This is a genomic window from Pseudomonas fortuita, assembly GCF_026898135.2.
Classification (GTDB): domain Bacteria; phylum Pseudomonadota; class Gammaproteobacteria; order Pseudomonadales; family Pseudomonadaceae; genus Aquipseudomonas; species Aquipseudomonas fortuita.
In genome coordinates this window covers 5501711-5523321 of record NZ_CP114035.2, presented here as the reverse complement: position 1 = coordinate 5523321, position 21611 = coordinate 5501711, and the positions used below count along the sequence as shown (strand labels likewise).

The following is a 21611-nucleotide window of genomic DNA, read 5'->3' as shown; positions in this document are numbered from 1 at the left end:
GGTAAGGGTTAGAACATGAAAATCCACAAATACCAGCCAGGCAGCTTCATCGAGGTCGATGACATGGCGGGTGGTCGCCGTGTGGGCATGGTCTGCAAGGACGGCGTGACATTTTGGGATTTGCTCGATTCCGAGCGCTGCACGCCACTGACGATTCATCCTTCAATGAATCCGCAAGAGCTGGGCAACCTGGTGCAGTTCAGCCGGGACAAGGGGTTGGGTAAAGCGACCCAGGCACTGGTCGGCCACATGCAGGCGGCGGATGACCAGCGCCTGAGCGGCGACCCGCTTTTCGTCATGCGTGCGCTGTGGTTCGTGGCCAAGAAGGCGAGCGGTGAGGACTATGTTCCTGATGCCGGAACACTGCGATGGGCCTGCGAGCAGGCCCAGGCGCAGACGCAATCGGCGGAGCGTGTCCACCAGCTGGCAGACCAGTACTGCTCCGCTTAGGCCGGAATGAAACTGCCCCTGCAGGGGCCGATCAGTCTGGGCTCGGTGCTTGCGGAGTTGCCTGCTTGGCCACCTGGTGCTCATGCAGGGCGGCATAGCCGTCCACCGTGGCGCGCAGGGTGTGCAAGGCCTGGCTGGAGATGGCGCCTGGGCTGTGCCGGGCCAGCGCATCGTAAACGCTCTGGGCATCTAGCCGGTGCACGCCAAAGGCTTCATCCATTGTCGCTTGCTCGACGCTTTGCCAATTCACCGCGGTCGGCAACTCGTCACGAAGGCTGGCTGCTGCGTGCTTGCCGAACAAGTGCGCCGCGCCGGCCTTTGCTTCCAGTTCGGGCAGGGCTTGTATGCGGCAGCGTATTTCATCGTGGCGGGCGCGACGCTCGACTGTGGCGTCGGGAGAGGCCAGCGCCATCAGTAGTTCGCCCACATTGGTAAAGCCTTCACTCTCGAAGATCTCTGCGACCTTGCGTGAGCGTGCTTCATCTCTGGGCAGGAAGATGGCTATGCCATTGTCATAAGGCTGCGGCAGGTCGCCCCAGTAGTGGGTGGCCTTGAAGTCGCGCATGGCATCGAGACCTTCAGCAAAGAACACGTCCTTGGTGACGGCGTAGATGGCGTAGTCATCGTTCAGCTGGGCAGCGGCTTCGGCATCGAGGCCGTTACGGACGAGGCGGCCTTGCAGCGCAACAGTTTGCTGCAACTGCCTGGCGATATGCTGGGCGGCGACGAAATGATGCGAGCCACCGCTGTTGGCCAGGTACAGTCCGTCATCCCAGTCGTACTGGACCAGGAAGTCGCTGGTGCCATGAACAATGCCGATCTCGGGCCAGCGCAGGTTTTGCGCAAGCCCTTCCTGGCTCACATCCCGGATCAACGCCTGGCAGGCCTGTTCCGCCATCTGCTGCATGGAGTAGAAACGATACAGGTCGGACTTGGAGGCCGACAGGCCCGTCACGTCAGCTATGTCACAGGTGAAGTGGGCCGTGGTTTCGCTGCTGCCCAGTCGGGCGAGTGCCGGGATATGCCGGTGTTCGCTCTGGTAGTGGCCGTCGCTGGCGCGCCAGCCCCTGACCTCACCGTTCTTTTCGCTGCCTTGGCTGAAGCCGATATGGTTCGACCACTCATGCCAGCGCACCACGCTCGAGGAGGCGATGACGGCGGCGGTGTCATCCACCCGCATTCGAATGTTCGGCGCCTGCGCGATGACCCGGCGCAGCCGGGCGGGGATGCCCAGGTCGTCCTTGACCGTTTCCAGAAACTTGGCAGCCAGTGTTCTGAAGCTCATGGCGTGACTCCATTCAACGCAGGGTGATTGGCACTTACTGGGTGACGCGCTGCACTGCGTCCGCTGCCTCGCGCGCTTTGCGTTTGAGGGTTTTCACCACCGTGCGTACATCGTACGAACAGCTGATGTAGGTATCGCTGCCATCTGCATAAAGCCACAGGTCATGGTTGCCGACTTCTTTCTTGTAGTCGCCAACCTCGTCCTTGGGAATGTCGGCCAGCTTGGCGACCGTCTGGATGCTTTCGCCGCTGAATGCGCCGCCGTAGGCGTTGAAGTCGCCTTCGCCATTGGAACCAGGGTGCAGCGACAGCCGGGTGACGGGACGGCCGTACACGTCCAGCGGGTTTGGAACGGTGAATTCACCGTCGGACAGGTCCGATGCCTGGACGATGGCTTTACCGTTCGCGGCCTTGATCAATGCTTCGAACTGCTCGGGCGATACATTGCGTTTGCAAGTGAGCGCCTGGGTCAGGCGGGCACTGGCTTCTGACGGGTCGATTTTTTCTGCGTAGGCCGAGGTGCAGGCGAGCGAAACCAAAAGCGGCAGGGCGAGTTGCAGGGGGTTCATGCGTCAGATCCTTCTGGATGACAAAATGCTATCAATTTTAGTTGTCAGAAAAATGTTTTTTGCATAGGGCGAGTGTGCGCTACGCCTTGCCCAGGGTCAAGCGATCAGCTGTTCATGAGCAGGATTCAAACCTTGACGGGGCAAGGCCTCAAATTCATACTCGCTATCCATATCAACATTTTTCTAACAGGCCATTTTGATAATTGACAGGACGTCGAGCAGTGGCTGACGCACTTCGCTGTCAGTTGTTGCGGCGTTTGCGCTGGGCCTTACCGTTCAGCTGGCCCTTACAAGGAGTTTCCTGGCATGTCCTACCCATTACCTCCACTTGCCGTGGAGTCGGGCCTGAGGGTGGTGGGCGATCGCCGCGCAGCCTTGTGGCTGTTGTCGGTGCCTTTGCTGGCGGCGCTTGTCGCTTTTGCCATCGCGGTCATTGCAACCCTGATGGGTGAAATGGCGCAAGGATCACCACGTTTCTACGCCGCCGCGCTGTCCTTTTCGACCTTGCTGCTAAGCGTGATGCTGCTGCCTGCGTACCTGTTGAGTCTGGGCTGGTACGCATGGTGGACGCGCGAAGGTGACCATCATCGTCTGCGCCTGGGCCTGTGGCTCGCGCCGCTGGTAGCGGTGTTGTTCGCATGGTTCCCGGCCACGCTGGTTCCCGGGCTGCAGCCGCTTGGCCAGGATGCCATCGACCCGCTGCGAACCTATTTGCTCGCAGGCATGCTCACCCTGTTGCTGGGCTATGCCTGGTCCGTCATCGTTTTCGTGATCCTGCGGTACTGGAGAGATGTATGAACACCGTGCTTGCCACCCCACGCAGCGTGCTGCCGCTTGTTCTGGCCGTCATGTCGGCGGTAATGGTGCCCAGGGCTTTCGCAGGGTTCGAACTGGTAGAAAGCCCCGCGGCGCCGGTCCCTTATGCCGCACCTTCTGCCCAGGGGCAGGACACGGCGCACATGCAGCAGACCATCAACGCCTTGAATGTCGAGATCCAGAGCCTGCGGGTTCGTCTGGCGGCTGCAGAGGCCGATGCCAATGCTAGCCGCCAGGAGCTGCTGGCAATTCGTGCGCGGCAGGACCACATCCAGTCCTCGATCAACCACATGACCCTGAATTTCGCCTTCGGCCACTCACGGTTCAGCCCCAGTGCCGATGATGGCGACGTCCTGGTGCGCTCCGCGCAAGACGCACTGCAGGTGAAGATCGTGGGTTTCACCGACGGTGTTGGCACGGTAGAGGCGAACCGCCGTGTGGCCTTGCTCAGGGCCCAGGCTGCGAAGATGTACCTGGTTCGCCGGGGGGTGGCAGCGTCGAAGATCAGTGCCGAAGGGCAAGTGGGCGATTACATTGCCCCGAACGACACTGCAGATGGCCGCGCCGCCAACCGCCGGGTTGAATTCGAGTTTTTCGGCCAGTATCAGGCAAGCACGCCCGTCAATCGTTAACGGCCAGGGCCATGCCGATGGGTCAGGCCTGTAGGCGCTGGTTGTCCAGGAACAACCGCGCCTCGGCGGCCGCGGCGATGGTGGCGTCGGCTGGCGCCTCCCAGGCTACCCCGTTGTAGCGCAAGCTGTAGCTTTCGCGGCAGGAGTGAAAGCCGATATGGGCCCAGTCAATGCTTTCACTGCCAGCCCATTCACCCAGAATCTCCGACCTTGCTGCGCCAGCCGCCCGGCGCTTTTCGATCTGCCCGACCACATCGGCGAACAGCCGCAGGTTTTCAAGGTCGATGCTGACCGAGGCAGGGCCAATGTTCAGCACGCCGCCGACATTGCCGGGCGCGGGTTGAAATGCACAGTGAAACTGATGGGTCATTGCTACATCCTTGAAGTTTGGGCTGCAAACATACAAAACACGAACGACTGCCGGTTGGACCTTTCAGCAGGTTGAAGTTCAGTCTAGCCGAGCCGGTGCGAGGGAGTTGGACCATGTATACGCTGTATGAACTCGAGGCTTTTGTGGCGCAGGCCATCAGTGGCGATATCTTTGCGCAGGCAGGGGGTGGCTTCGTCAGCGTTATGGCCAAAAGCTCGCCTGCCATCCAGAAGGACATTCCGGCGGCTTTCGAGATGTACACGCTGCTGGAGCATTACCTGAAATCACTGCCCGTTCGGCACGCGGCAATCGGCTACGGCGCAAAAATGCTCGACCTTGAGCCGGGCATCGTGGTTGATGACGACGGGCGCAAGGTGATCGCACTGTTGCCGATTCAGGCCAACCAATTGGCGCAAGTGGCCTTCTGGCTGGCCGATGCGTTGCCCAGCCAGGAGGTGAAGGCGATGCCCGGGACGCTTGCGTTGATGTTCAGCGTTGAAACCCATGAAGGCACGGAACACTTGCTGCCGGAATGGATGGCCGTATTTTATGTCCAAGGCGATGCAAGGCATTGTGTGCCGATTCTCGCGCTCAAGTCTGTGCTGGAGGACGAGCGTTTCGGGGGTGACTGGGTAGCGGTTGCCTTGCACCGGCTGACTGATTTTTCTTTGCCTCAGGCGGATGCCCAGCAGGCCGCCGGGGCTGAAGTACACACGACAAAGTAGCCCTGATCCGCCCCCTTTCGCGGGCAATGGGCTGACCGATTCACCCTGAAGCTGATGTCGGCAGCGCGTGTGCCGGCGATATGCAGATGCCTGGAGGCAGCAATGGACCATAACTGGGGGGCAGGGCGGCGCAGCGGCGGCCTGGATGGCGGGTATACCGGGTCGCTTGATCATGCAATCTCCAACCTTCATGTCGGCCGCAGCCAAGGCCGCAAGCAAGGCCTTGAGGAGGGCCACAAGGAGGGCTTTGAAGAGGGGTACTCGCAAGGCTGGTATGCCGGGGCGGCACGTGCCAACGAAAAACTGGAGCCGCTGCGTGACTATGTTCGCCAATACTTCGACGAAGCCGTGCAACTGCGGGCCGAAGTAGAGCGCCAGCGTGAACTGATCAAGCTGATGCACGGGCAGATGCTGCAGTTTGCACAGGCCAGGCGCGCCGGGGCGCAGGAGGGCGGACCGGAAGCAGGGCTGGCCGAAGAGGTTGCCGCGCTCAAGAAAGCCAATCGGCTATTGCATGCAACCATCGATTCGATGGAAACGCAGTTCCAGTCCACGTTTGCGCAGTCCGGCCTGAAGACGCAGCAATACAATCGAACCCTGGTGTTCGCGCATGCGGCGCAGGCGCTTGTGGCTGAGCTGGTTGCCGATGGCACGCCTGAGGCTCAGCTGGTACGTGAGCGATTCGTGGAGCACTACCGGCAAGAAGTTGCGCATAGCCTGCGTGAAGGCGATATCCAGATAGCCCCGGAGCTCGATGAGGCGTTTCAGAAACAGCTGCCCGAAACGCATCGGTTCATCATCGACATGCTGCAATCGGTTGCACCCCGGCCAGAAGCGGGTGAACCTGACCCAATGCCGTAGGCGCCGGGTCAGGGCAGCTGCCTGTCGCAAGGGGTACCGAGGGGCTATTGAGCAGGCTGGTCGATTGCGGGTGGCGGCGCAGGCTGAGGCGCGTAGGGCGACTCGTGGCCTGGGTTGGCGGGGGCATCACCCGGCGTGCCCTGGCTGTCGATGGGTACGCATACCAACGCCGTGCGTACCTGCGCAGGGTATTGCTGCACTTCGTAGCCGTATGCCGGCGGCTGTCGCATTTCCGGGGCCTGGCAGGTGCCTTCGATCACGCCCTGGCGAGGGGTGGAGAAGTCACAGCTTTCGCCTTCGTAGCGATTGGCGCACGAACGGTAAGCGGCCACCGGCGTGACCTGCTTCGGCACAGGCACGTAGATGGTGGTGTTGCGGGGTAGCTCCTGCCACTGCTCCTCACGGGGCACAGGGGCGTCCTGCGCCAGGGTGGCATTCGCCATGGCCAGCGCGCCGAGCGCCAGCACTATCGTCATGCTTGCTTTCACCGAGCCCCTCCAGCCGTCACATGCCGGGTTCATAATCCGAACCACTGCGGTTTCTGGGCGCAGGTTCGCTGTGGTCCAGGCCTGCGTCCACTTCCACGCCGCGCTCTTTCATCTCGCTGATCATGTATTCATAGCCGATCGTGAAGTGGGCCAGGTCGTAGCCAGGGTCGGCCTGCTTGATCTTCGAGGTCAACTGGACGATTTCCAGTTTCACCGGGTCCGGGGTTTCGTCGGTGTCCCAGTTGCCCGAGTTGTTTTCCAGGTTGTTCAAGTGGAAGGCCTGGCTGAAAGCCTTGCCATTCACCGTGATTTCCTTCGCCAGCTTCTCGTACAGGTTTTTGCCACCCAAGCCCTCTTCCAGGCTGGCGTCAACCACCCGCAAGAAGTCCAGATGGGCCTCTGGCGTGGCGGTGACTTCTTTCCAGTTGCTGTACTCTTTCATTCCGTTCTCCTTGCTTGGATGAATGCCTGCGCCCTCATGGCTCCCGTTCGGCATTGGCTGGGGGGTGAGCGTGTACGCGTGTCTGGCCTCAGGGAGTGAAACCGTTGTCTTGCGATGAGCCTGAAGGCTTGCCGCGGACCAGGCTGACGATGCCCTGCACCATTTCCTTCAGGCGCTCGAAAATGCGCTGCATGGCGTCTTGCAAACGCTCCAGGTGCGATTGCGATTCGCCTGCGAATGCGGGGGTGTTACCTGCATTGTGGTGCATGCTCTCGCTGGAGTTTTCCAGCCGGTTCTTGAGCTTGTCGTAATGCGGGCTGCCTTCGGTCTCGGGGTTCAGCAGCTCTTCCTGGGCGCGGCCGTACTGCCTGGCCCAGCCGGTGAGTGCCTTGTCCATGGCCTTCTTGCTGGCCTGTGCGTCAGGTGACTGCCCTACGGCTTCGACGAATGCCTCGTGCAAGTCGGTGAATTCACCGTCGGGTTTCATCTTCTCGACCACTTCGGGCACGGTAAGGCCGGTTTGTACGGCGCGTGCTTCGATCTGTTCACGAACCTGGGGCAGTTCGCCCGCGTTCCAGAAAGCCTGATGAGCCTTCTCGTAATTGCTGGCGGCTTTCTCGACCTGATCCACCCGGTATTCGGACAGGCGGGGCAATACCTGCACCCGGCCAGCCAGCTCTTCAGCAAACGCAGACTCACCCGCAGCGGCAGGTTGTTCCTGCGTTGCCGGCTGCGCCGCAGCGGCCTCTTCAGGCTGCTTGCTCGTGCCTGCACGCAAGGTACTGGCCAGCGCGCTGGCACCCTTGCCCAGGCCTTGCATGGCTGCACCCGTCAGCGAAGCCACGCCACCCACGAGCTCGGCACTGCCTTGCAGCAGCGTTTCGGCAGCGTTGCGCTCTCGCGCCTGCCGGTTGGGTGCGTCTGCAGCATTGGCGGTATCCGACTCGTGGAGGGTGGCGTTGATGCGTCGCACTTCTTCCGGGTCGAGCGAAGCGCCTTCGGGCTTCAATTCGCCGGCAACCTTCATGATGGCGTCAAACACGCTTGCGTCGAAGTCTGGGCTGCCTTGTGCCTGGCTGGCGTGTGGGGGTTGGCCAGCGCTCATCCCACCGGCTTCGACGTTGTAGGCCGGCAGTGCAGTTGCATCGATCGAGCGCGCTACCCAGGCGTCGCCCTGGTAGTCCATCAATACAGGTTCGCCGCGCTGCGCCGTTGTGTCGTGCATGGCCTGTTCAAGCCCTGCCCCCCACAGCGTCCGGCTGCCGTCGGGTGTTTCCAGGGTGACGTAGTAACTGCTCTGGTTGGTAGGGTCATGTTTGTAGGGCGCTGCGCCATGATGGACCAAGATGCCTGCATAACTCCGCCCTGGCTGGGCGGGTTGCCCGGCCGCAGAATCAGCGACGGCTTGATCAGGCTTGTCGAGTTCTTTGGGTTCCATCTGTGTTTACCTTTCGTGGGCGCCGCATTATTCAATGGATCTGGACACAGCTCCTTTCTGAGCACGCTGGTGCGCCCATTCGGTCTGTGCCCTTTGACCTGCCAATTTCTGCGACGCGTAAACGGCAAGCAATGCTTCAACTTTTTCCTTTTTGCGATAAATCGCTTCCGACAAGTAGTTGCTGACACCTATCGCCCGGTTGTAGTCAACCCATAGCGCGCGGCTGGAAACATGGGTGATGCTGTTGTTCCACTCGGCATCGCTGAACCGTCGGGAGGCTTCGGTCATCATCATTTCCGAAACCGACATGGTGTCGTAACCACCGATGGGTGGCGTCGGCAAGGCACCATAGCCATCGGCGTCGGACAAGTACATCGGTGGCGTCTTGCCGTCAGCCTCTGCCAGCGCCGCATCGGCATTGGCCGCTGCCACTTGCACGGGCTCGGCTGTGGAGTCTGGCGCAACGCCGCCTGAAGGTACATTGCCGAACAGGATCTCGTGCTGTGCCTTGGTATCCTTGCCCAGGATGCGCTGATGCTCCGGGTGACCATCCTGAATGGGGTAAGTTTGGCAGAAATAGGGTGCCGGGTCAGTCTTCCAGCCAATGCCGTCCTGACGCTTGAACACCGGTGGCAGCTGCGCGGGGTTGAATGGCCCGCGCTGTGCGTTTTCGGTGAATGCCTTGGCCCTGGCGGCGTCTTTGGTGGAGGTGCCGTAGGTGAAGTGCAAATGCTTGGTCATCGAGCTACTGGGGGTATTGCCCGAAAGGCCCAGCTGTTGCCCGGGTTTGACCTGGGCCTTGCGCTTTACGCCGTTGGCAAAGCCGCTGAGGTGGTAGTAGGCGACGATGTCGCCGTTGGCCCGCTTGATCAGCACGGCGTTACCCGCAGAACCTAGCGCCCCGGCGAAGGTGATTTCGCCCTCGGTGGTGGCATAGACCGGTTGCGACGCGCCACTGGTGGAAAAGTCCAGGCCGTCGTGCATGTGCGCTTTCTGGTTGGCCGAGCCAAAGTTGCCCGAGCCACCACCACGGAATTTGCCGAAACGACCAGAAACAACTTCCTTGTCGGTTGGCGATACCATGCAGGTGTCTGCAACGGCACTGTGGGCGCAGGCCAGTACGCCCAATGTCGCAACGCCGCGCAAGATCGTTTTTTTCATCCCTTGCGCTCCGTCACTTCACGCTCTGCTGCATGTTCTGCCTGGCAGCATCCGTTGCCGCTTTGCTGGTCAGGGTCTGGCCGCCAGCTGTGCTGACGTTCATCGATACCAGCGACGCCAACTGAGCTTCCATGTTTTCGTACTGCCGGTACTGCTTTTCCTGGATGGCCAGGTCCAGCGCCTTGATCTTCAGCAACTCGACCAATGCACCACGCTCGTTCTGTGCCGCCATGACCCGCGCCCAGCTGTCGTACTCCGCCGTGTTGCCCGAATAGCGCTTCACTTCGTTACGGAAATGCACTGCCAACGGCAGGTCGGTACCTGTTTCCTTGCCTTCAACGCCTGAGTAGTCGAGCTGGATCGCCTTGAGGCTGGACAGCGCAGGTGAAACCAGTGCGTCCTTGCGGGCTTTGGAAAGGGAGTAATCCTCGGCAGCAGACGATTTGCCCGCCGACGACGGGACCGGGCCGTCTGGCAGGCCGGCAACGTTGTTCACGAACCCGACCTTTGCCTTGTACAGGGTTTCGTTTTCCATGGCGGGTTCGAACAAGGTGGCGACGGTGAGGTCGGCGCCCGGCATCGTGCCCACCGATTTGCACAGGCCAGAGTCTGCCTGGTCCTGGGTGCAGAACGGCTTGCGTGCTTCTATCAGTGCCGTCTGGGCGCTGATAGGTTCGGCGTAGGTGCCCGGTGCGGCCACGATCTCGGCCTTGACCCGCTGGCGAACCTCGGTGCCCATGTCGGCATCCCGGTTACTGATCAGCGTACGGGTCGAGAAGATCTTGCAGGGCGAATAGCCTTGCCCGAACTCGCCGCCGTAGTCGAAGCGCGCCTGTTTTACCCGCTGTGTCTGGGCCAGTACGTTGAGTGCCGTCGCTGTCTGCTGCGCTGCATTGCGCCCGGCCTCGGCAACCGTGTTGGCTGCAAGGGCTTTCTGCTTGGTCATTACCGCAATGGCCGACGTCAGGCGTTGGCTTTCGGTTTCAAGCAAGGCAGAGAGGGACGCATCGACAGCAGAAACGGCCGCGTTGAGCGTCTGGGTAGCCGTCGTGAATGCGGGGGCTACGGTATTTTCCTGGTATTGCGGTGGGCAATAGGCCCAGGCCAGTGTGGAGGTCAGGGCCAGCGATACGCCGAATGAAACCTTCCATCTGCGCGCATCGCGTGTTTCGTCGAAATCCTTTTTCATGGCTACCTCACTTTACCGACCGTGCAGCGGTTTCAGACAATACCTTCTGGTACCGCGCTTCCAGCGTGGCGTCGAGGCTGTCGGAGGAGGCGACCACCAGCGTTGCCAGGTTGGCGAGCAGGCGTTGGTTCTGCTCGTACTGTTGCTGATGAATCCATACCTCAAGCCCCCCCATCTTCGCCGCCTCTACCAGCAACCCGCGCTGGGTCTGGCGTGCCAGGTTGCCTGACCATTGTTCCGCTTCCTTTCCACCGAAGTACTGGTTTACGCGCAGCTTGAGCACTTCATTGGGTGACTTGTTGCCGAAGCCCGCGCTGCGGGTGTTGGCTGCGTTGATCATCGACAGGCTGTAGGCCGGTACCGAGAGCAGCGAGTCCTTGCGATTTTTCTGCACCATGTAGGTTTCACCGGCAGGCGTCGCACCGGCCTCTTTGCTCAGCGCCTGATCTGGCGGGCCCATTACATGCTGGATATAGGCCGTGCGTGCCTCGGTGGTCAGCGAGTTTTCGTCCGCAGGCTCGAACAGCAACGCTGCGTTCGTATCGCCGCCTGGCAAGGTGCTGAGCGTGCACAGGCCGGCGTTGGCTTCAGCTTCGGTACAGAACTTGTCGCGATGCTGCTTGAGTCGTTGCTGCATGGCCTGGCCCGTCGAGGCAACCAGGCGCCCTGGCGATGCGTCCAGTTCACCAACCGAAGCTTTGGCCTTGGCCGCCATGGTGCTGAAGGCGATGTCCATCGACTTGTTCTTGGCCACCGTGCCGCAAGGGTCAAAGCCCTGGCCGGTCGCTGCGTTGAAGTCGAGGTAGGCTTTGGCAACGGCCGTGTTCTGCTGCTGGGCGCGGATGGCGTTGACCAGTTGCTCGGATGTCTGCCGGTTGTTGTCTGCTACCACGTTGGCAGACAGCGCTTCCTGCTTGGTGGCAATGGCCACCGCCGAAATGATCTGCTCGAACTTGTACGACATCTGGGTACCGAAGCTCGTGCCAAAGGCCGCTATGTTGGTGGACACGCTTGTTGTAAGCGCAGCTATCTGGGCTGCGGTCCAGGCTTCTGCCGGGCCGAAGCCATACAACGCGCCATACGAAACACTCGAGAGCATCGTCGAGCCTGCGACGATGCTGGCCAGTTTGAGCCGAAAATTCATATCACTGCCCTGTGAGCATTGGCACGCGACGGTCCGTCACCTGCCCAACAAGAGAATTGGCAGCCATCGCGCTCATCGCCGAGGCTGCGAGCTGTTGCGACTGGGCGTCATTGCAGGCCACCGAAGTGCAGTCGATGTGCGCTTCGGCACGTTGGTCGGTGATCATCGCGGTATAGGCGTAGGCTGCCGCCTCGCCTTCAGGGGCGAGGGTCTTTTCGCTGAACGGCCCTGCGTAGTCCACGTCCCAGCCCTGCATGCCGTTGGCATTGAGCGCGCACATACCCTGCCTGGCTTCGGACACCGTGCAATAGGTATCCCGGTGCATGGCCAGGGTGGCCTGGTCGGCACCCGCCCTGGAGCCGACCCGCTGTGAGGCATAGGTGGCCATCAGCCGCGCTGCATCCTTGTCACGCTGTGATACCGCCTCGACGAAAAGCTTGCCCTGCTCCTGGGCGGTGCACTTGATGGTCACCGGCTGCCCGACTGCGGAGTCGAACGAGGTTGCGGCTTTCATCACCCGGTCGGACATGTCGATGGCCCCTACCGCGTTGGCAAGCTGCTTCTTTGAATCGCTGTCCATTTGCGAGACAACGTTGGCCGACAGCGCGGTCTGCTTGACCGTCACCGACCAGGCACTCATTTCTGTCTGCATGGTGCTGATGAAGGTCAGCACCGACGCCCAGGACAGCGCCTGGGCCGGCAGCGCAGTTGCCCCCAGCCCAAGGCCCACGGCCAGAACTGCCGCGACTTTTTTCATTGCCGGCCCCCTTTAGTTGAACAGGCCGGCAGCCGAGCTGGATGACCCGCTGCTGCTACTGGAAGAGGAGCTGCCGGTGCTGCTCGAAGAGGTGTCAGGTGCGGGGCTGGGCGCCGGTGCCACGGCTCGGGTTGCCGCCGCGCTGCCGGTCGTGGTGCCGCTGCCGGTGCTGGCGCCACCACCAAAGTCGGTCTGTACGTAGTTGAACGGGTTTACATCCACCGTGTAGGTGGCCTCGTACCCGGCGGCGGCGTTGTGGTAGCCGCTGCCCAGTTGTGGGTCGAGCGTGCTCATGCCTTTGCTGACCAGGCCATTGGTAAGGCCATTCAGGTCGCCCAGAGAAGTACCACTGCTGACCTTGCCGATGGCCTGGTTGATCGGGCTGGTCACCATCGAGGCAACCTGCTGGATCGCGGTGCAGACCTTTTTCTGTGCGTACTGCAGCACGGCAGCCTGGGCCGAGGCCAGGATGCTGCCCAGGCTCGGGATCGAGCCGGACAGGTCGAACAGGCTGCTCAAACCGCCGAAGCAGTCTGCCGTGGCACTGAACAGCGACTCGACATTTGGCGTTGCCGACGCCAGCTCGGTATGGATTTTCAGTGCGTCACTGATGGAGGCGCCAATGGTGCCTTCCTTGGTGCCTTCGGCGCAGGCTTCGGCGTCGGCCTTGATGGCTTCGGCCACCACCGAGTCTTGTTGTGAAATCAAGTTGCTGGAGGTGGCGCCCAGGCTACCGGTTGCCGCAACAGCCGGCCCGGCCAGCAACAGCCAGGCCCCCAGCACGCCGCCCATGACTGCGCGTTTGCCCACAGATTTGCCCACTGCCACAGCGACAGGGTTCAGTCGTCCGTCATACATCTGCGTAACTCTCCATGATCTGTGATATCTCGCGCAGCCGCTCCCCGGAGAAAATCTCGCTGAGCAGGTGAGCCTTGCTGAACGCCTCCAGCCGGCGGCGAAATGCCGTGAGCTCTGCCGGCTGCGACAAGTCGCCAGCCAGCAGGGGGGCCAGCGCGCCGGTGAATGCGATGTTGCGCTGTGCCACATACCGCACCAGGTACATGCAGCGCGAAGAGGTGAGGTGGGCCAGCAGCTCGGTGAAGGGTTGTGGAACCTGGTGCAGGACGAGTGCGTAGGCTTCGACGAAGGCCTGGATTTCTTGCATCAGCAACTGGATTTCGAACTGCTGCGCAGGGGCATCCTCATCGAAATCCACCGCCCAGCGGTCAAGCCGATCCATGCTCATCAGGAAACCCACCAGCTGGGCGTTGCGCGATGACTTGGCAAAATGCCCCAGAACGCCGTGTGCCGTGAGGTCCAGCTGATCGATCGGCGGTGTGCCCGCTTCGGAGGTTGTGTATTCGTCCATTCCCTGCACTCGCTTAAAGCATACTGAAATACGCTAAAATGCATCCTGTTTCTAATTCTGTATCAAAAATGCTGGCGTATCAACTTTTTGACATGGCGAGGCCCGGGAAAAATTTTGGCAATTGGCCATTATTTCCGGGTAGTTGCGAGGATTTCATGTGGCGCCAGCAGGGCAGCTGGCGCGTTATGGGGTGATGGGTGGGCGGTTAGCGCAGCACTACCAAGAGCTGAAAAGGGCAGACCTTAGCGAGGAGTTAGCAGCTAGAGACTCTGCATGATTCTGCATTTGGGGAATGCCGAGCAGCCCCAGAACTGCTGCCCCACCTTTGCGCCTGACTTGAAGGTTCTGATCAGCAGCGCATTGCCACACTTTGGGCACTGCCGTTCTGCGCTCGGGTCGCTACGGCGTTTGAGGTTCTGCACATGCTCGCGATGAGTTGCCAGGGTTGGTGCCCGGCGTCCGGTTTGCAGGGCTTGCAGCATGGCGTCTACATCGGCCTCGCTGAACACCGGTTGCTCGAATGATTTCATGTAGCGAATGAACGTGCTGCCTTGAGTGACGTTGGCTGGCATCTCGGTCTTGAAGGTGCTGTCGCCAACAAAGGTGATCACTGAGTGCAGGTGCTCGGGGCTGACGTTCAGTGTCGCTTCCAATGCCTTCAGGTGCTTGTAGTTCTGTCGCAGCGGGTTCTGGAATTTGAAGGTGCGTTTGTAGAGCTTCTGTGTCCACTGGGCCTGCTTCTCGCCACCAAAGATCCAGCCGCTCATGTTTTTGGTTTCCAGCACGAAGATACCGTAGATCGAGACAAAGACATGGTCGATCTGCGTCGTGCCGTCAGGTGTATCCAGTGTGATGTTGTGCAGGCGGCGGTAAGTGTTTTCGTCCAGCTTCAGCCATGCGAAATAGCGCACCAGCAGTTCACCAAGGTACCCCTTGGTTTCTGGCCTTTTGAGGATTAGCAGCAGAACGACGAGCGGGATGAACCAACTCAGGGTTGTCCAGTGCTGGCTAATGATTGCAGTGAAATCCATTTCTTGACGCTCCATAGATGCTTGACCTTGTGGATTTTACCGAATCAGGCGAGGTGCCACGACGGCCTTGTCCCGAATTGAAAAATAAATGAGGTGATTTCTCATTCTCGTCCGGCCTGTAGAGAAGGCCGGATTACAGGCCACCCCGCCGACCCTCTTACACGGAGCGAGAGAATGAGTTCTACCCCGGTTCCACAGCGCCATCCACTGAGCCGTGCCTTGCACGCTGCACTGTTCGGTTTGATGGTCAGCAGCTACGCACTGCCGTCGCTGGCGCAGCCTTTGAGCGCTGATCACGACACCCCGCTCAAGCAGTGGAACATTCCTGCCGGCCCGCTGGCGCCCGCACTGGACCGCTTTGCGCGTGAAGCGGGTATCAGCCTGTCGTTCGATGCGCAGAGCGTGGCCAACCGCAATACCCAAGGGGTGCAGGGTGCGCTGGATACCCCGTCGGCATTAGCGCGGCTGTTGCAGGGGACCGACCTGCAGCCCGAGCAGCAAAGCCAGGCTGCCTACCTGGTGGTACCGCAACCCCAGCCTGCCGGCCCGCTGGAGCTGGGCGCGACTGAGGACTACCGCCTGGCGCCCGTCATCATCAATGCCAAGGTCAAGGCCAGTGCCGACGATGACACCCACTCGGTGGTTGCCAAGGAACTGTGGGTGGGCGGCAAGGTGGCGACCAGCATCCTCAACACGCCAGCCTCCGTGTCGGTAGTGACCAACAAGGAAATGCAGCAGCGCAGCGTCAGCACTACTGAAGAGGCGCTGCAATACACCCCAGGTGTGGTCAGCGACTTCTACGGCTCGGACGACCGCAACGACTACTTCCAGATCCGCGGCTTCCAGGCCACCACCTACCGTGACGGCCTGACCTTGAGCTCGATGCGCGGTGTGCGCGAAGACCCGTTCGCCTACGAGCGCATCGAAATTCTGCGCGGCGCCAACTCCACCCTGTTCGGCCCGGCAGACCCAGGCGGCTCGGTCAACTTCGTGACCAAACAGCCGCGCTTCGAAAAATTTGGCCAGGGCTACGTGACCTACGGCTCCTATGACCATGCCGAAACCGGTATCGATGTAGGCGACGCCCTGAACGACGAACAGACGCTGGCCGGCCGCTTCACTGCCAAGATGCAGAACAGCGACCGTGAGTACGACCATTCGCAGGACGACAACCGCTTCGTGATGGGCGGCCTGACCTGGGCGCCTACCGACTTCACTTCGGCCACGGTGATCCTCGACTACCTGAAGACCAACAGCTCGCCAAACAGCGGTGGCTACCCACTGGACAAGGAATACGACCGCAGCGATTTCTACGGCGAGCCCGGCTACAACTTCCACGATGTCGAGCGCACCAGCCTGAGCGGCAACATCACCCACGACTTCGATAACGGCTTCACGCTGCGCGGCAACCTGCGCTACAGCGAGTTGAGCGATGACTTTGGCTATGTCTATCTGAGCGACAGCGCTTCGCGGGTGGGTACCACCCTGCCGCGCTATGTATTCGGAACTGACAGCGATGCCGATCAGCTCAACGGTAACCTGATGCTGCAATACGATGCCCAGTTCGAGCACATCGACAGCAGCACCCTGGTGGGTGTGGAATACCTCGACTCCACCACCAAGCAGAGCTCCGTATACAGCCTGGCGCCCTCCATCGATATCGCCAACCCAGTGTTCACCGGCGTGCCGGGCGGCATCACGCCCTATACCCGCAAGAAGAACGACGCCACCACCAAGGCCGTGTTCCTGCAGCAGAACCTGTCCTTCTATGACCGCTTGATCGCTACAGCGGGTGTGCGTAATGACTCCATGGACCTGTCCAGCACGGAGTACGTCGGCGGGGTGAGCAAGCAAAGCGACAACTTCTCTGAAACGTCCTACCGTGGCGCGCTGACTTACATCGTCAACGATGAAGTCTCCACTTATGTGAGCATGGTGGAATCGGTTTCGCCGCCGCAGGTGGGCGTAACGCCGCAGACCGGCAGGCAGTACGAAGTGGGTGTGAAGTACTCGCCACTGGGCATGGATGCGTTGTTCTCTGCTGCCGTTTATGACCTGACCCAGGAAAACGTCACCATCGCCGTGGTGCTGCCGAGTGGCATCATCGAGCAGCAGACGGTGGGCGAGTCACGTGCCCGTGGCCTGGACCTGGAAGCCAAGGCGCAAGTCACGCAAAACCTCAGCCTGATCGGTGCCTATTCCTACATGGAAACCGAGGTGCTGCGCGGTGCGCTGTATGACGGCAGTTCGCTCAAGGGCAAGGAATTCACTGTGGCGCCGAAGCATACGGCTTCGCTGTGGAGCTACTACGACATTGCCAACACTGATGTGAGCGTTGGTCTGGGTGCCAGGTACGTTGGTGGCTATTACATGGATGCTGCCAACACCAAGAAGAGCGACGGCACCACGCTGTTTGACGCGGCGCTGAACTACAAGATTGCCAAAGGGACTGACCTTGCCCTGAATGTCAGCAACCTGTTTGACGAGCAGCATGTGGTGGGCTCGGGGACGGCGAACTATTACAACCCGGGGCGTGAGGTGACGGCGAAGGTGAGTTACAGCTGGTAATACGGCTAGCGGATGGCACGGGTTGCGCCCTGTTCACGGGCAAACCCGTGGCCACAGGGGCGCAAATCCTGAAGCTTGCAAAGGCCCCGGTGTTTGTCAGGCGCTCAAATCGGCACTACTAAAACCGTTGCGCTGATAAAAGCGCTCCAGCTCACGGGCTTCCGGCTCCCTGCCGGTAAAAATCTTCAGGTACTCGGGGATGTAGCGCATGCGCTGAGCCAACGGCTCCCGGGTTTTCATGCTGATGTAGCCGATTTGCGTAAGGTAGATCGACCGGGCGCGGGTAATCGCAGCATCGTTTTCAAAGCCGAAACGGTCGAACATCTGCCGTAACGCCTCGACGCGCTGCGCGTCTGCCTGGCCGATTTCCTGCGCCACTTCCGGTGACTGCAGCGCCCAGCTGCGCATGGCGAACTCGAATTGCGAGTCGAACAGTTCGCTGTTCAGCCAGCAGTCGAAGACGTTGAGAATCGCCTCGGTGATGGACTCGGCATAGGCCTGGGACTGGGTCACCAGGTTGAAGGTGTTCTTGTTTTTCCACTGCTCGATCAAGGCTACGAGCAGGGCATCGCGGTCTTCGAAAAACCAGTAGAAGCTGGTGCGCGACAAATTCAGTTTTTTTGCCAGCGGCATCACGCGCACGGCATCGACACCTGACTCAGTCAGGCTTTCATAGGCCGCATTAAGCCAGCTTTCCAGTGAGCCTCGGCCTGCGGGTTCCGCCTTTGAGGTGGCGCCTTTCATGGGCATTTCTCCCTTTTCAATCTGCTGTTTGTGGCAACTGTACACCATCGTCAAGAGTATTGACACCTGTGTACAGAGGGGCATATTGTCGGCTTGCCTGATGACCTGTTTGCGAGACCGATATGAAAAACGATCCGCTACTTCAGCCTTATCGCCTCAAGCATCTGACCCTGCGCAACCGCATCATCACCACGTCCCACGAACCGGCTTACCCGGAAGACGGGATGCCGAAAAAGCTCTATCGGGCCTACCACGTCGAGCGTGCCAAAGCCGGTGTAGCCATGACCATGACCGCAGGCTCCGCCGCGATCTCCCGTGACAGCCCGCCCGTGTTCAACAACATTCTGGCCTACAAGGATGAAGTGGTCGGCTGGATGAAAGACCTGACTGACGAGTGCCACGAACATGGCGCGGCGGTGATGATCCAGCTTACTCACCTGGGCCGGCGTACCCGCTGGGACAAAGGCGACTGGCTACCGGTGGTGTCGCCCTCCCACAATCAGGAACCCGCACACCGCGCCTTCCCCAAGCAGCTGGAACATTGGGACATCGACCGCATCATTCGCGACTATGCCGATGCCGCCGAACGCATGAAGGCCGCCGGCCTGGACGGCATCGAGCTGCAAGCCTACGGCCACTTGATGGACCAGTTCTGGTCGCCCCTGACCAATGAACTGGAAGGGCCTTACGGCGGCTCGCTGCAAAACCGCCTGCGCTTCACCTTCGATGTGCTCACGGCCATTCGCAAACGCGTGGGCCCGGACTTTATTGTCGGCATCCGCTACACCGGGGACGAAGTGCTTGCCGGTGGGCTGCAAAAAGAGGAGGGCTTGCAGATCTCTCAACTGTTGAAAGACAGTGGCATGATTGACTTCCTCAATGTGATCCGCGGCAATATCGCCACCGACGCCGGGCTGACCGACATCATCCCGATCCAGGGCATGCGCAATGCGCCGCACCTGGACTTTGCCGGTGAAATCAGGGCGCTGACCGGCTTCCCGACCTTCCATGCAGCGAAGATCCCCGACGTGGCCACAGCGCGTCATGCCATTGCCTCGGGGTTGGTGGACATGGTCGGCATGACCCGCGCGCACATGACCGACCCGCACATCGTGCGCAAGATCATCGAAGGCCGTGAAGACGATATCCGCCCATGCGTGGGCGCCAACTATTGCCTGGACCGCATTTACAACGCTGGTGCTGCGTACTGCATCCACAACGCCGCGACCGGGCGTGAAACCACCATGCCCCATGAAATACCCAAGGCGGTGCACAAGCGGAAAGTGGTGATTGTGGGCGCCGGCCCTGGTGGCCTGGAGGCGGCACGTGTGGCAGCAGAGCGCGGCCACGAGGTGGTGGTGTACGAGCTGGCGGACAAACCCGGCGGGCAGATTCGCCTGACCGCGCAGTCCGAGCGGCGCAAAGAAATGATCAGCATCATCGATTGGCGCATGGCGCAATGCGAGCGCCTTGGCGTGACGTTCCACTTCAACACCTGGGCAGACACCGCGGTTGTGCTCGATGAAAATGCCGACGTGGTGATCGTGGCGACCGGGGGCATGCCGCACACCGAAGTGCTGGCACACGGCAATCAGTACCTGGTTTCAAGCTGGGACATCATTTCTGGCGATGTGAAGCCTGGGCGCAATGTGCTGGTGTACGACGATGCGGGCGACCATGCCGGCCTGCAAGCCGCCGAGTTCATAGCCCGCAGTGGCGCCAAGACTGAAATCATGACCCCCGACCGTTCGTTCGCGCCAGAAGTCATGGGCATGAACCTGGTGCCCTACATGCGCGCGTTACAGCACCTGGACACCACCTTTACCGTCACCTACCGGCTCAAGGCGGTGGAGAAACAAGGCGACCAATTGCTGGCCACGATCGGCACCGATTACAGCGACCTGACTAAAACGCGCCTGGTGGACCAGGTGGTGGTCAACCACGGCACCCGGCCGCTGGACGAGCTGTATTTCGAACTCAAACCCTTGGCCAGCAACGAAGGCGCCGTGGAGTACATGGACCTGATTGTCGGCAAGCCGCAAACCGTTGTCAGCAACCCCGACGGGCGCTTCCAATTGTTCCGCATTGGTGATGCAGTGGCGTCGCGCAATACCCATGCGGCCATCTACGATGCCCTGCGGCTGGTCAAGGACCTGTAGCTACTGTGTGTTGCCCACAACAATAAAGACAGCCGTCACCCGATTTAGAAACCTTTAGTTACTGCCCCGAAAGTTGGTCTGACTCAGCGGAGGTTGTTGCATGCAAACGGGTTCTGATTCCATTGAGCTGCTCACTGCGTTAACCGAACGCGACCTGCGCTTTCGCAGCGATGCCAAGGTCACTGAACATGCCATCGCGCCGGTCGACACGGCGTTACTCGATGCGTATGCCGCCATCGACCGCAAAGCCTTGCGCCATTACCGCCTGGAGCGCATTCGCGAGCAACTGCGCGCCCAGGATTACGCCGGCATTCTGCTGGCCGACCCGATCAATATTCGCTATGCCACCGACACCAATAACCTTGGTTTGTGGGTGATGCACTCGCCCAGCCGCTATGTGTTTGTGGCCACCGACGGCCCGGTGGTGCTGTTCGAGTTCACCAGCAGCCGGCACAACAGCGAGCACGTTGAAACCATCGATGAAATTCGCCCGGCGATACCCTGGCTGTATTTTCTTGCCGGCCCCCGCGTGCAGGAAAAAGCCGAGCGCTGGGCACAGGAGGTGGCAGACCTGATGGCCCGCCACGCTGGCGGCAACCGCCGCTTGGCGGTGGACCGCTGCGACCCTTGGGGTGCCCAGCGCCTGACGCAACAGGGCATTGAACTGTTCGATGCGCAGCCCTTGATGGAGCAGGCACGCTTGATCAAATCGGCGGAAGAAGTGGCCAGCCACCGGGTGTCCATGGGCGTGTGCGACCTGGCCATTGCCCGCATGCGCACAAGCCTGGTGCCAGGGGTTACCGAAAACCAGCTGTGGAGCATCATGCACGGCACCAACGTCGCGCACGGCGGCGAATGGGCGGAAAGCCGCTTGCTCAGTTCCGGGCCGCGCACCAATCCGTGGTTTCAGGACGCCACCGACAAGGTCATCAAGGCAGGTGAAATGGTCTGCTTCGACACCGACATGGTCGGACCCGGCGGTTACCTTTCAGACATCTCGCGCAGCTTCATCTGCCCCGGCAAGGCGCCAACCATGGCCCAACGCGACTTGCTCGACATCGCCTCGCAGCAGATCAATCACAACGTCGAGCTGCTGCGCCCAGGCCTGTCCTTCCGCGAGTTCGCCGAACACTGCTGGCCGGTGCCCAAGCGCTTTGAGCACAACCGCTACATGATGATGCTGCACGGCGTCGGGCTGGTGGACGAGTACCCCAGCGTCGCCTACGCCGTGGATTTCGCCGAGTGGGGTTACGACGGCCTGTTCCAGGAAAACATGGTGGTGTCGGTGGAAAGTTACATTGGTGAGCAAGGCGGTGGGGAAGGGGTGAAGCTCGAAGAACAGGTGCTGATCAGCGCCAACGGGCCGATCAAACTCTCGCGCAGGCCCTTAGTCGACGGCGATCGATAGCTGGAG

22 protein-coding genes are annotated in these 21611 nt (G+C 60.7%); 8 read left to right on the top strand and 14 right to left on the bottom strand.

Features of this window, described 5'->3' with window-relative positions:
- The first annotated feature begins 15 nt into the window (after positions 1 to 15).
- Positions 16 to 450: a hypothetical protein gene (locus OZ911_RS25255; protein WP_016489279.1), complete on the top strand. Its 435-nt coding sequence runs from the start codon at positions 16 to 18 to the stop codon at positions 448 to 450.
- Positions 451 to 481: 31 nt separating this feature from the next.
- Here the strand turns inward: OZ911_RS25255 and OZ911_RS25250 are convergent, their stop codons facing one another.
- Complete coding sequence (locus tag OZ911_RS25250; RefSeq protein WP_023047577.1) at positions 482 to 1735, bottom strand: DUF6685 family protein; 1254 nt, start codon at positions 1733 to 1735, stop codon at positions 482 to 484.
- Positions 1736 to 1769: 34 nt separating this feature from the next.
- Complete coding sequence (locus OZ911_RS25245; RefSeq protein ID WP_016489277.1) at positions 1770 to 2303, bottom strand: hypothetical protein; 534 nt, start codon at positions 2301 to 2303, stop codon at positions 1770 to 1772.
- Positions 2304 to 2609: 306 nt separating this feature from the next.
- Between OZ911_RS25245 and OZ911_RS25240 the strand changes: the two genes are divergently transcribed.
- Together OZ911_RS25240 and OZ911_RS25235 are read left to right on the top strand one after the other, a co-directional pair.
- Positions 2610 to 3101, top strand: a complete 492-nt coding sequence (locus tag OZ911_RS25240; protein ID WP_016489276.1) for a hypothetical protein — start codon at positions 2610 to 2612, stop codon at positions 3099 to 3101.
- Positions 3098 to 3751 carry an OmpA family protein gene (locus tag OZ911_RS25235; RefSeq protein ID WP_016489275.1) on the top strand — a complete coding sequence of 218 codons (654 nt, stop codon included), beginning with the start codon at positions 3098 to 3100 and terminating at the stop codon, positions 3749 to 3751. Before OZ911_RS25240 ends, OZ911_RS25235 begins: the two co-directional genes overlap by 4 nt.
- A 22-nt stretch (positions 3752 to 3773) precedes the next feature.
- On the opposite strand, the gene OZ911_RS25230 is transcribed toward OZ911_RS25235, so the two are convergent.
- Positions 3774 to 4121 carry a hypothetical protein gene (locus OZ911_RS25230; RefSeq protein ID WP_016489274.1) on the bottom strand — a complete coding sequence of 116 codons (348 nt, stop codon included), beginning with the start codon at positions 4119 to 4121 and terminating at the stop codon, positions 3774 to 3776.
- A 113-nt stretch (positions 4122 to 4234) separates the two neighbouring features.
- On the opposite strand from OZ911_RS25230, the gene OZ911_RS25225 reads away from it, so the two are divergent.
- Both OZ911_RS25225 and OZ911_RS25220 read left to right on the top strand, forming a co-directional pair.
- Complete coding sequence (locus OZ911_RS25225; RefSeq protein ID WP_016489273.1) at positions 4235 to 4846, top strand: hypothetical protein; 612 nt, start codon at positions 4235 to 4237, stop codon at positions 4844 to 4846.
- A gap of 102 nt (positions 4847 to 4948) precedes the next feature.
- Positions 4949 to 5707, top strand: a complete 759-nt coding sequence (locus tag OZ911_RS25220) for a FliH/SctL family protein (RefSeq protein ID WP_016489272.1) — start codon at positions 4949 to 4951, stop codon at positions 5705 to 5707.
- A 44-nt stretch (positions 5708 to 5751) separates the two neighbouring features.
- Here OZ911_RS25220 and OZ911_RS25215 read toward each other — a convergent pair whose 3' ends face one another.
- The 10 genes from OZ911_RS25215 to OZ911_RS25170 all read right to left on the bottom strand — a co-directional run bounded on the left by OZ911_RS25215 (position 5752) and on the right by OZ911_RS25170 (position 14726).
- Complete coding sequence (locus OZ911_RS25215; RefSeq protein ID WP_256550686.1) at positions 5752 to 6183, bottom strand: hypothetical protein; 432 nt, start codon at positions 6181 to 6183, stop codon at positions 5752 to 5754.
- Positions 6184 to 6211: 28 nt separating this feature from the next.
- Positions 6212 to 6637 carry a hypothetical protein gene (locus tag OZ911_RS25210; protein ID WP_016489270.1) on the bottom strand — a complete coding sequence of 142 codons (426 nt, stop codon included), beginning with the start codon at positions 6635 to 6637 and terminating at the stop codon, positions 6212 to 6214.
- 88 nt (positions 6638 to 6725) lie between these two features.
- A complete protein-coding gene (locus tag OZ911_RS25205) occupies positions 6726 to 8075 on the bottom strand; it encodes a hypothetical protein (protein ID WP_023047579.1) in 1350 nt (449 codons plus the stop codon).
- A 27-nt stretch (positions 8076 to 8102) separates the two neighbouring features.
- Positions 8103 to 9236 carry a M23 family metallopeptidase gene (locus OZ911_RS25200; RefSeq protein ID WP_023047580.1) on the bottom strand — a complete coding sequence of 378 codons (1134 nt, stop codon included), beginning with the start codon at positions 9234 to 9236 and terminating at the stop codon, positions 8103 to 8105.
- A 13-nt stretch (positions 9237 to 9249) separates the two neighbouring features.
- A complete protein-coding gene (locus tag OZ911_RS25195) occupies positions 9250 to 10425 on the bottom strand; it encodes a hypothetical protein (protein WP_023047581.1) in 1176 nt (391 codons plus the stop codon).
- A gap of 7 nt (positions 10426 to 10432) precedes the next feature.
- Complete coding sequence (locus OZ911_RS25190) at positions 10433 to 11569, bottom strand: hypothetical protein (protein WP_016489266.1); 1137 nt, start codon at positions 11567 to 11569, stop codon at positions 10433 to 10435.
- Between the two features lies 1 nt (position 11570).
- Positions 11571 to 12326, bottom strand: a complete 756-nt coding sequence (locus OZ911_RS25185; protein WP_016489265.1) for a hypothetical protein — start codon at positions 12324 to 12326, stop codon at positions 11571 to 11573.
- A gap of 12 nt (positions 12327 to 12338) precedes the next feature.
- Positions 12339 to 13184, bottom strand: coding sequence for a hypothetical protein (locus OZ911_RS25180; protein WP_023047582.1), 846 nt, complete (start codon positions 13182 to 13184; stop codon positions 12339 to 12341).
- The gene (locus OZ911_RS25175; RefSeq protein ID WP_016489263.1) at positions 13177 to 13695 is read right to left on the bottom strand and encodes a type IVB secretion system protein IcmW; all 519 of its coding nucleotides are present in this window, start codon (positions 13693 to 13695) and stop codon (positions 13177 to 13179) included. The genes OZ911_RS25180 and OZ911_RS25175 overlap by 8 nt, the downstream gene beginning before the upstream one ends.
- Before the next feature lie 260 nt (positions 13696 to 13955).
- Positions 13956 to 14726: a nuclease-related domain-containing protein gene (locus OZ911_RS25170; RefSeq protein WP_023047583.1), complete on the bottom strand. Its 771-nt coding sequence runs from the start codon at positions 14724 to 14726 to the stop codon at positions 13956 to 13958.
- A 174-nt stretch (positions 14727 to 14900) separates the two neighbouring features.
- On the opposite strand from OZ911_RS25170, the gene OZ911_RS25165 reads away from it, so the two are divergent.
- On the top strand, positions 14901 to 17294 hold the full coding sequence (locus OZ911_RS25165; RefSeq protein ID WP_023047584.1) for a TonB-dependent siderophore receptor: 2394 nt from the start codon (positions 14901 to 14903) through the stop codon (positions 17292 to 17294).
- A 96-nt stretch (positions 17295 to 17390) separates the two neighbouring features.
- On the opposite strand, the gene OZ911_RS25160 is transcribed toward OZ911_RS25165, so the two are convergent.
- Positions 17391 to 18038, bottom strand: coding sequence for a TetR/AcrR family transcriptional regulator (locus OZ911_RS25160; protein ID WP_016489260.1), 648 nt, complete (start codon positions 18036 to 18038; stop codon positions 17391 to 17393).
- Positions 18039 to 18160: 122 nt separating this feature from the next.
- On the opposite strand from OZ911_RS25160, the gene OZ911_RS25155 reads away from it, so the two are divergent.
- Together OZ911_RS25155 and OZ911_RS25150 are read left to right on the top strand one after the other, a co-directional pair.
- Entirely contained in the window at positions 18161 to 20197 is a 2037-nt protein-coding gene (locus OZ911_RS25155) for an NADH:flavin oxidoreductase (RefSeq protein ID WP_016489259.1), read from the top strand.
- Positions 20198 to 20297: 100 nt separating this feature from the next.
- Complete coding sequence (locus OZ911_RS25150; RefSeq protein WP_268968504.1) at positions 20298 to 21605, top strand: M24 family metallopeptidase; 1308 nt, start codon at positions 20298 to 20300, stop codon at positions 21603 to 21605.
- The last annotated feature ends 6 nt before the right edge of the window (positions 21606 to 21611 follow it).

What these genes read in the sequence shown, in the direction of transcription:
- OZ911_RS25195 (WP_023047581.1), bottom strand. Translation starts at nt 10,425, where the DNA reads ATGAAAAAGGATTTCGACGAAACACGCGATGCGCGCAGATGGAAGGTT.
- OZ911_RS25205 (WP_023047579.1), bottom strand. Translation starts at nt 8,075, where the DNA reads ATGGAACCCAAAGAACTCGACAAGCCTGATCAAGCCGTCGCTGATTCT.
- OZ911_RS25190 (WP_016489266.1), bottom strand. Translation starts at nt 11,569, where the DNA reads ATGAATTTTCGGCTCAAACTGGCCAGCATCGTCGCAGGCTCGACGATG.
- OZ911_RS25210 (WP_016489270.1), bottom strand. Translation starts at nt 6,637, where the DNA reads ATGAAAGAGTACAGCAACTGGAAAGAAGTCACCGCCACGCCAGAGGCC.
- OZ911_RS25165 (WP_023047584.1), top strand. Translation starts at nt 14,901, where the DNA reads ATGAGTTCTACCCCGGTTCCACAGCGCCATCCACTGAGCCGTGCCTTG.
- OZ911_RS25160 (WP_016489260.1), bottom strand. Translation starts at nt 18,038, where the DNA reads ATGAAAGGCGCCACCTCAAAGGCGGAACCCGCAGGCCGAGGCTCACTG.
- OZ911_RS25155 (WP_016489259.1), top strand. Translation starts at nt 18,161, where the DNA reads ATGAAAAACGATCCGCTACTTCAGCCTTATCGCCTCAAGCATCTGACC.
- OZ911_RS25235 (WP_016489275.1), top strand. Translation starts at nt 3,098, where the DNA reads ATGAACACCGTGCTTGCCACCCCACGCAGCGTGCTGCCGCTTGTTCTG.
- OZ911_RS25200 (WP_023047580.1), bottom strand. Translation starts at nt 9,236, where the DNA reads ATGAAAAAAACGATCTTGCGCGGCGTTGCGACATTGGGCGTACTGGCC.
- OZ911_RS25230 (WP_016489274.1), bottom strand. Translation starts at nt 4,121, where the DNA reads ATGACCCATCAGTTTCACTGTGCATTTCAACCCGCGCCCGGCAATGTC.
- OZ911_RS25150 (WP_268968504.1), top strand. Translation starts at nt 20,298, where the DNA reads ATGCAAACGGGTTCTGATTCCATTGAGCTGCTCACTGCGTTAACCGAA.
- OZ911_RS25180 (WP_023047582.1), bottom strand. Translation starts at nt 13,184, where the DNA reads ATGTATGACGGACGACTGAACCCTGTCGCTGTGGCAGTGGGCAAATCT.
- OZ911_RS25185 (WP_016489265.1), bottom strand. Translation starts at nt 12,326, where the DNA reads ATGAAAAAAGTCGCGGCAGTTCTGGCCGTGGGCCTTGGGCTGGGGGCA.
- OZ911_RS25220 (WP_016489272.1), top strand. Translation starts at nt 4,949, where the DNA reads ATGGACCATAACTGGGGGGCAGGGCGGCGCAGCGGCGGCCTGGATGGC.
- OZ911_RS25250 (WP_023047577.1), bottom strand. Translation starts at nt 1,735, where the DNA reads ATGAGCTTCAGAACACTGGCTGCCAAGTTTCTGGAAACGGTCAAGGAC.
- OZ911_RS25255 (WP_016489279.1), top strand. Translation starts at nt 16, where the DNA reads ATGAAAATCCACAAATACCAGCCAGGCAGCTTCATCGAGGTCGATGAC.
- OZ911_RS25175 (WP_016489263.1), bottom strand. Translation starts at nt 13,695, where the DNA reads ATGGACGAATACACAACCTCCGAAGCGGGCACACCGCCGATCGATCAG.
- OZ911_RS25225 (WP_016489273.1), top strand. Translation starts at nt 4,235, where the DNA reads ATGTATACGCTGTATGAACTCGAGGCTTTTGTGGCGCAGGCCATCAGT.
- OZ911_RS25240 (WP_016489276.1), top strand. Translation starts at nt 2,610, where the DNA reads ATGTCCTACCCATTACCTCCACTTGCCGTGGAGTCGGGCCTGAGGGTG.
- OZ911_RS25215 (WP_256550686.1), bottom strand. Translation starts at nt 6,183, where the DNA reads ATGACGATAGTGCTGGCGCTCGGCGCGCTGGCCATGGCGAATGCCACC.
- OZ911_RS25170 (WP_023047583.1), bottom strand. Translation starts at nt 14,726, where the DNA reads ATGGATTTCACTGCAATCATTAGCCAGCACTGGACAACCCTGAGTTGG.
- OZ911_RS25245 (WP_016489277.1), bottom strand. Translation starts at nt 2,303, where the DNA reads ATGAACCCCCTGCAACTCGCCCTGCCGCTTTTGGTTTCGCTCGCCTGC.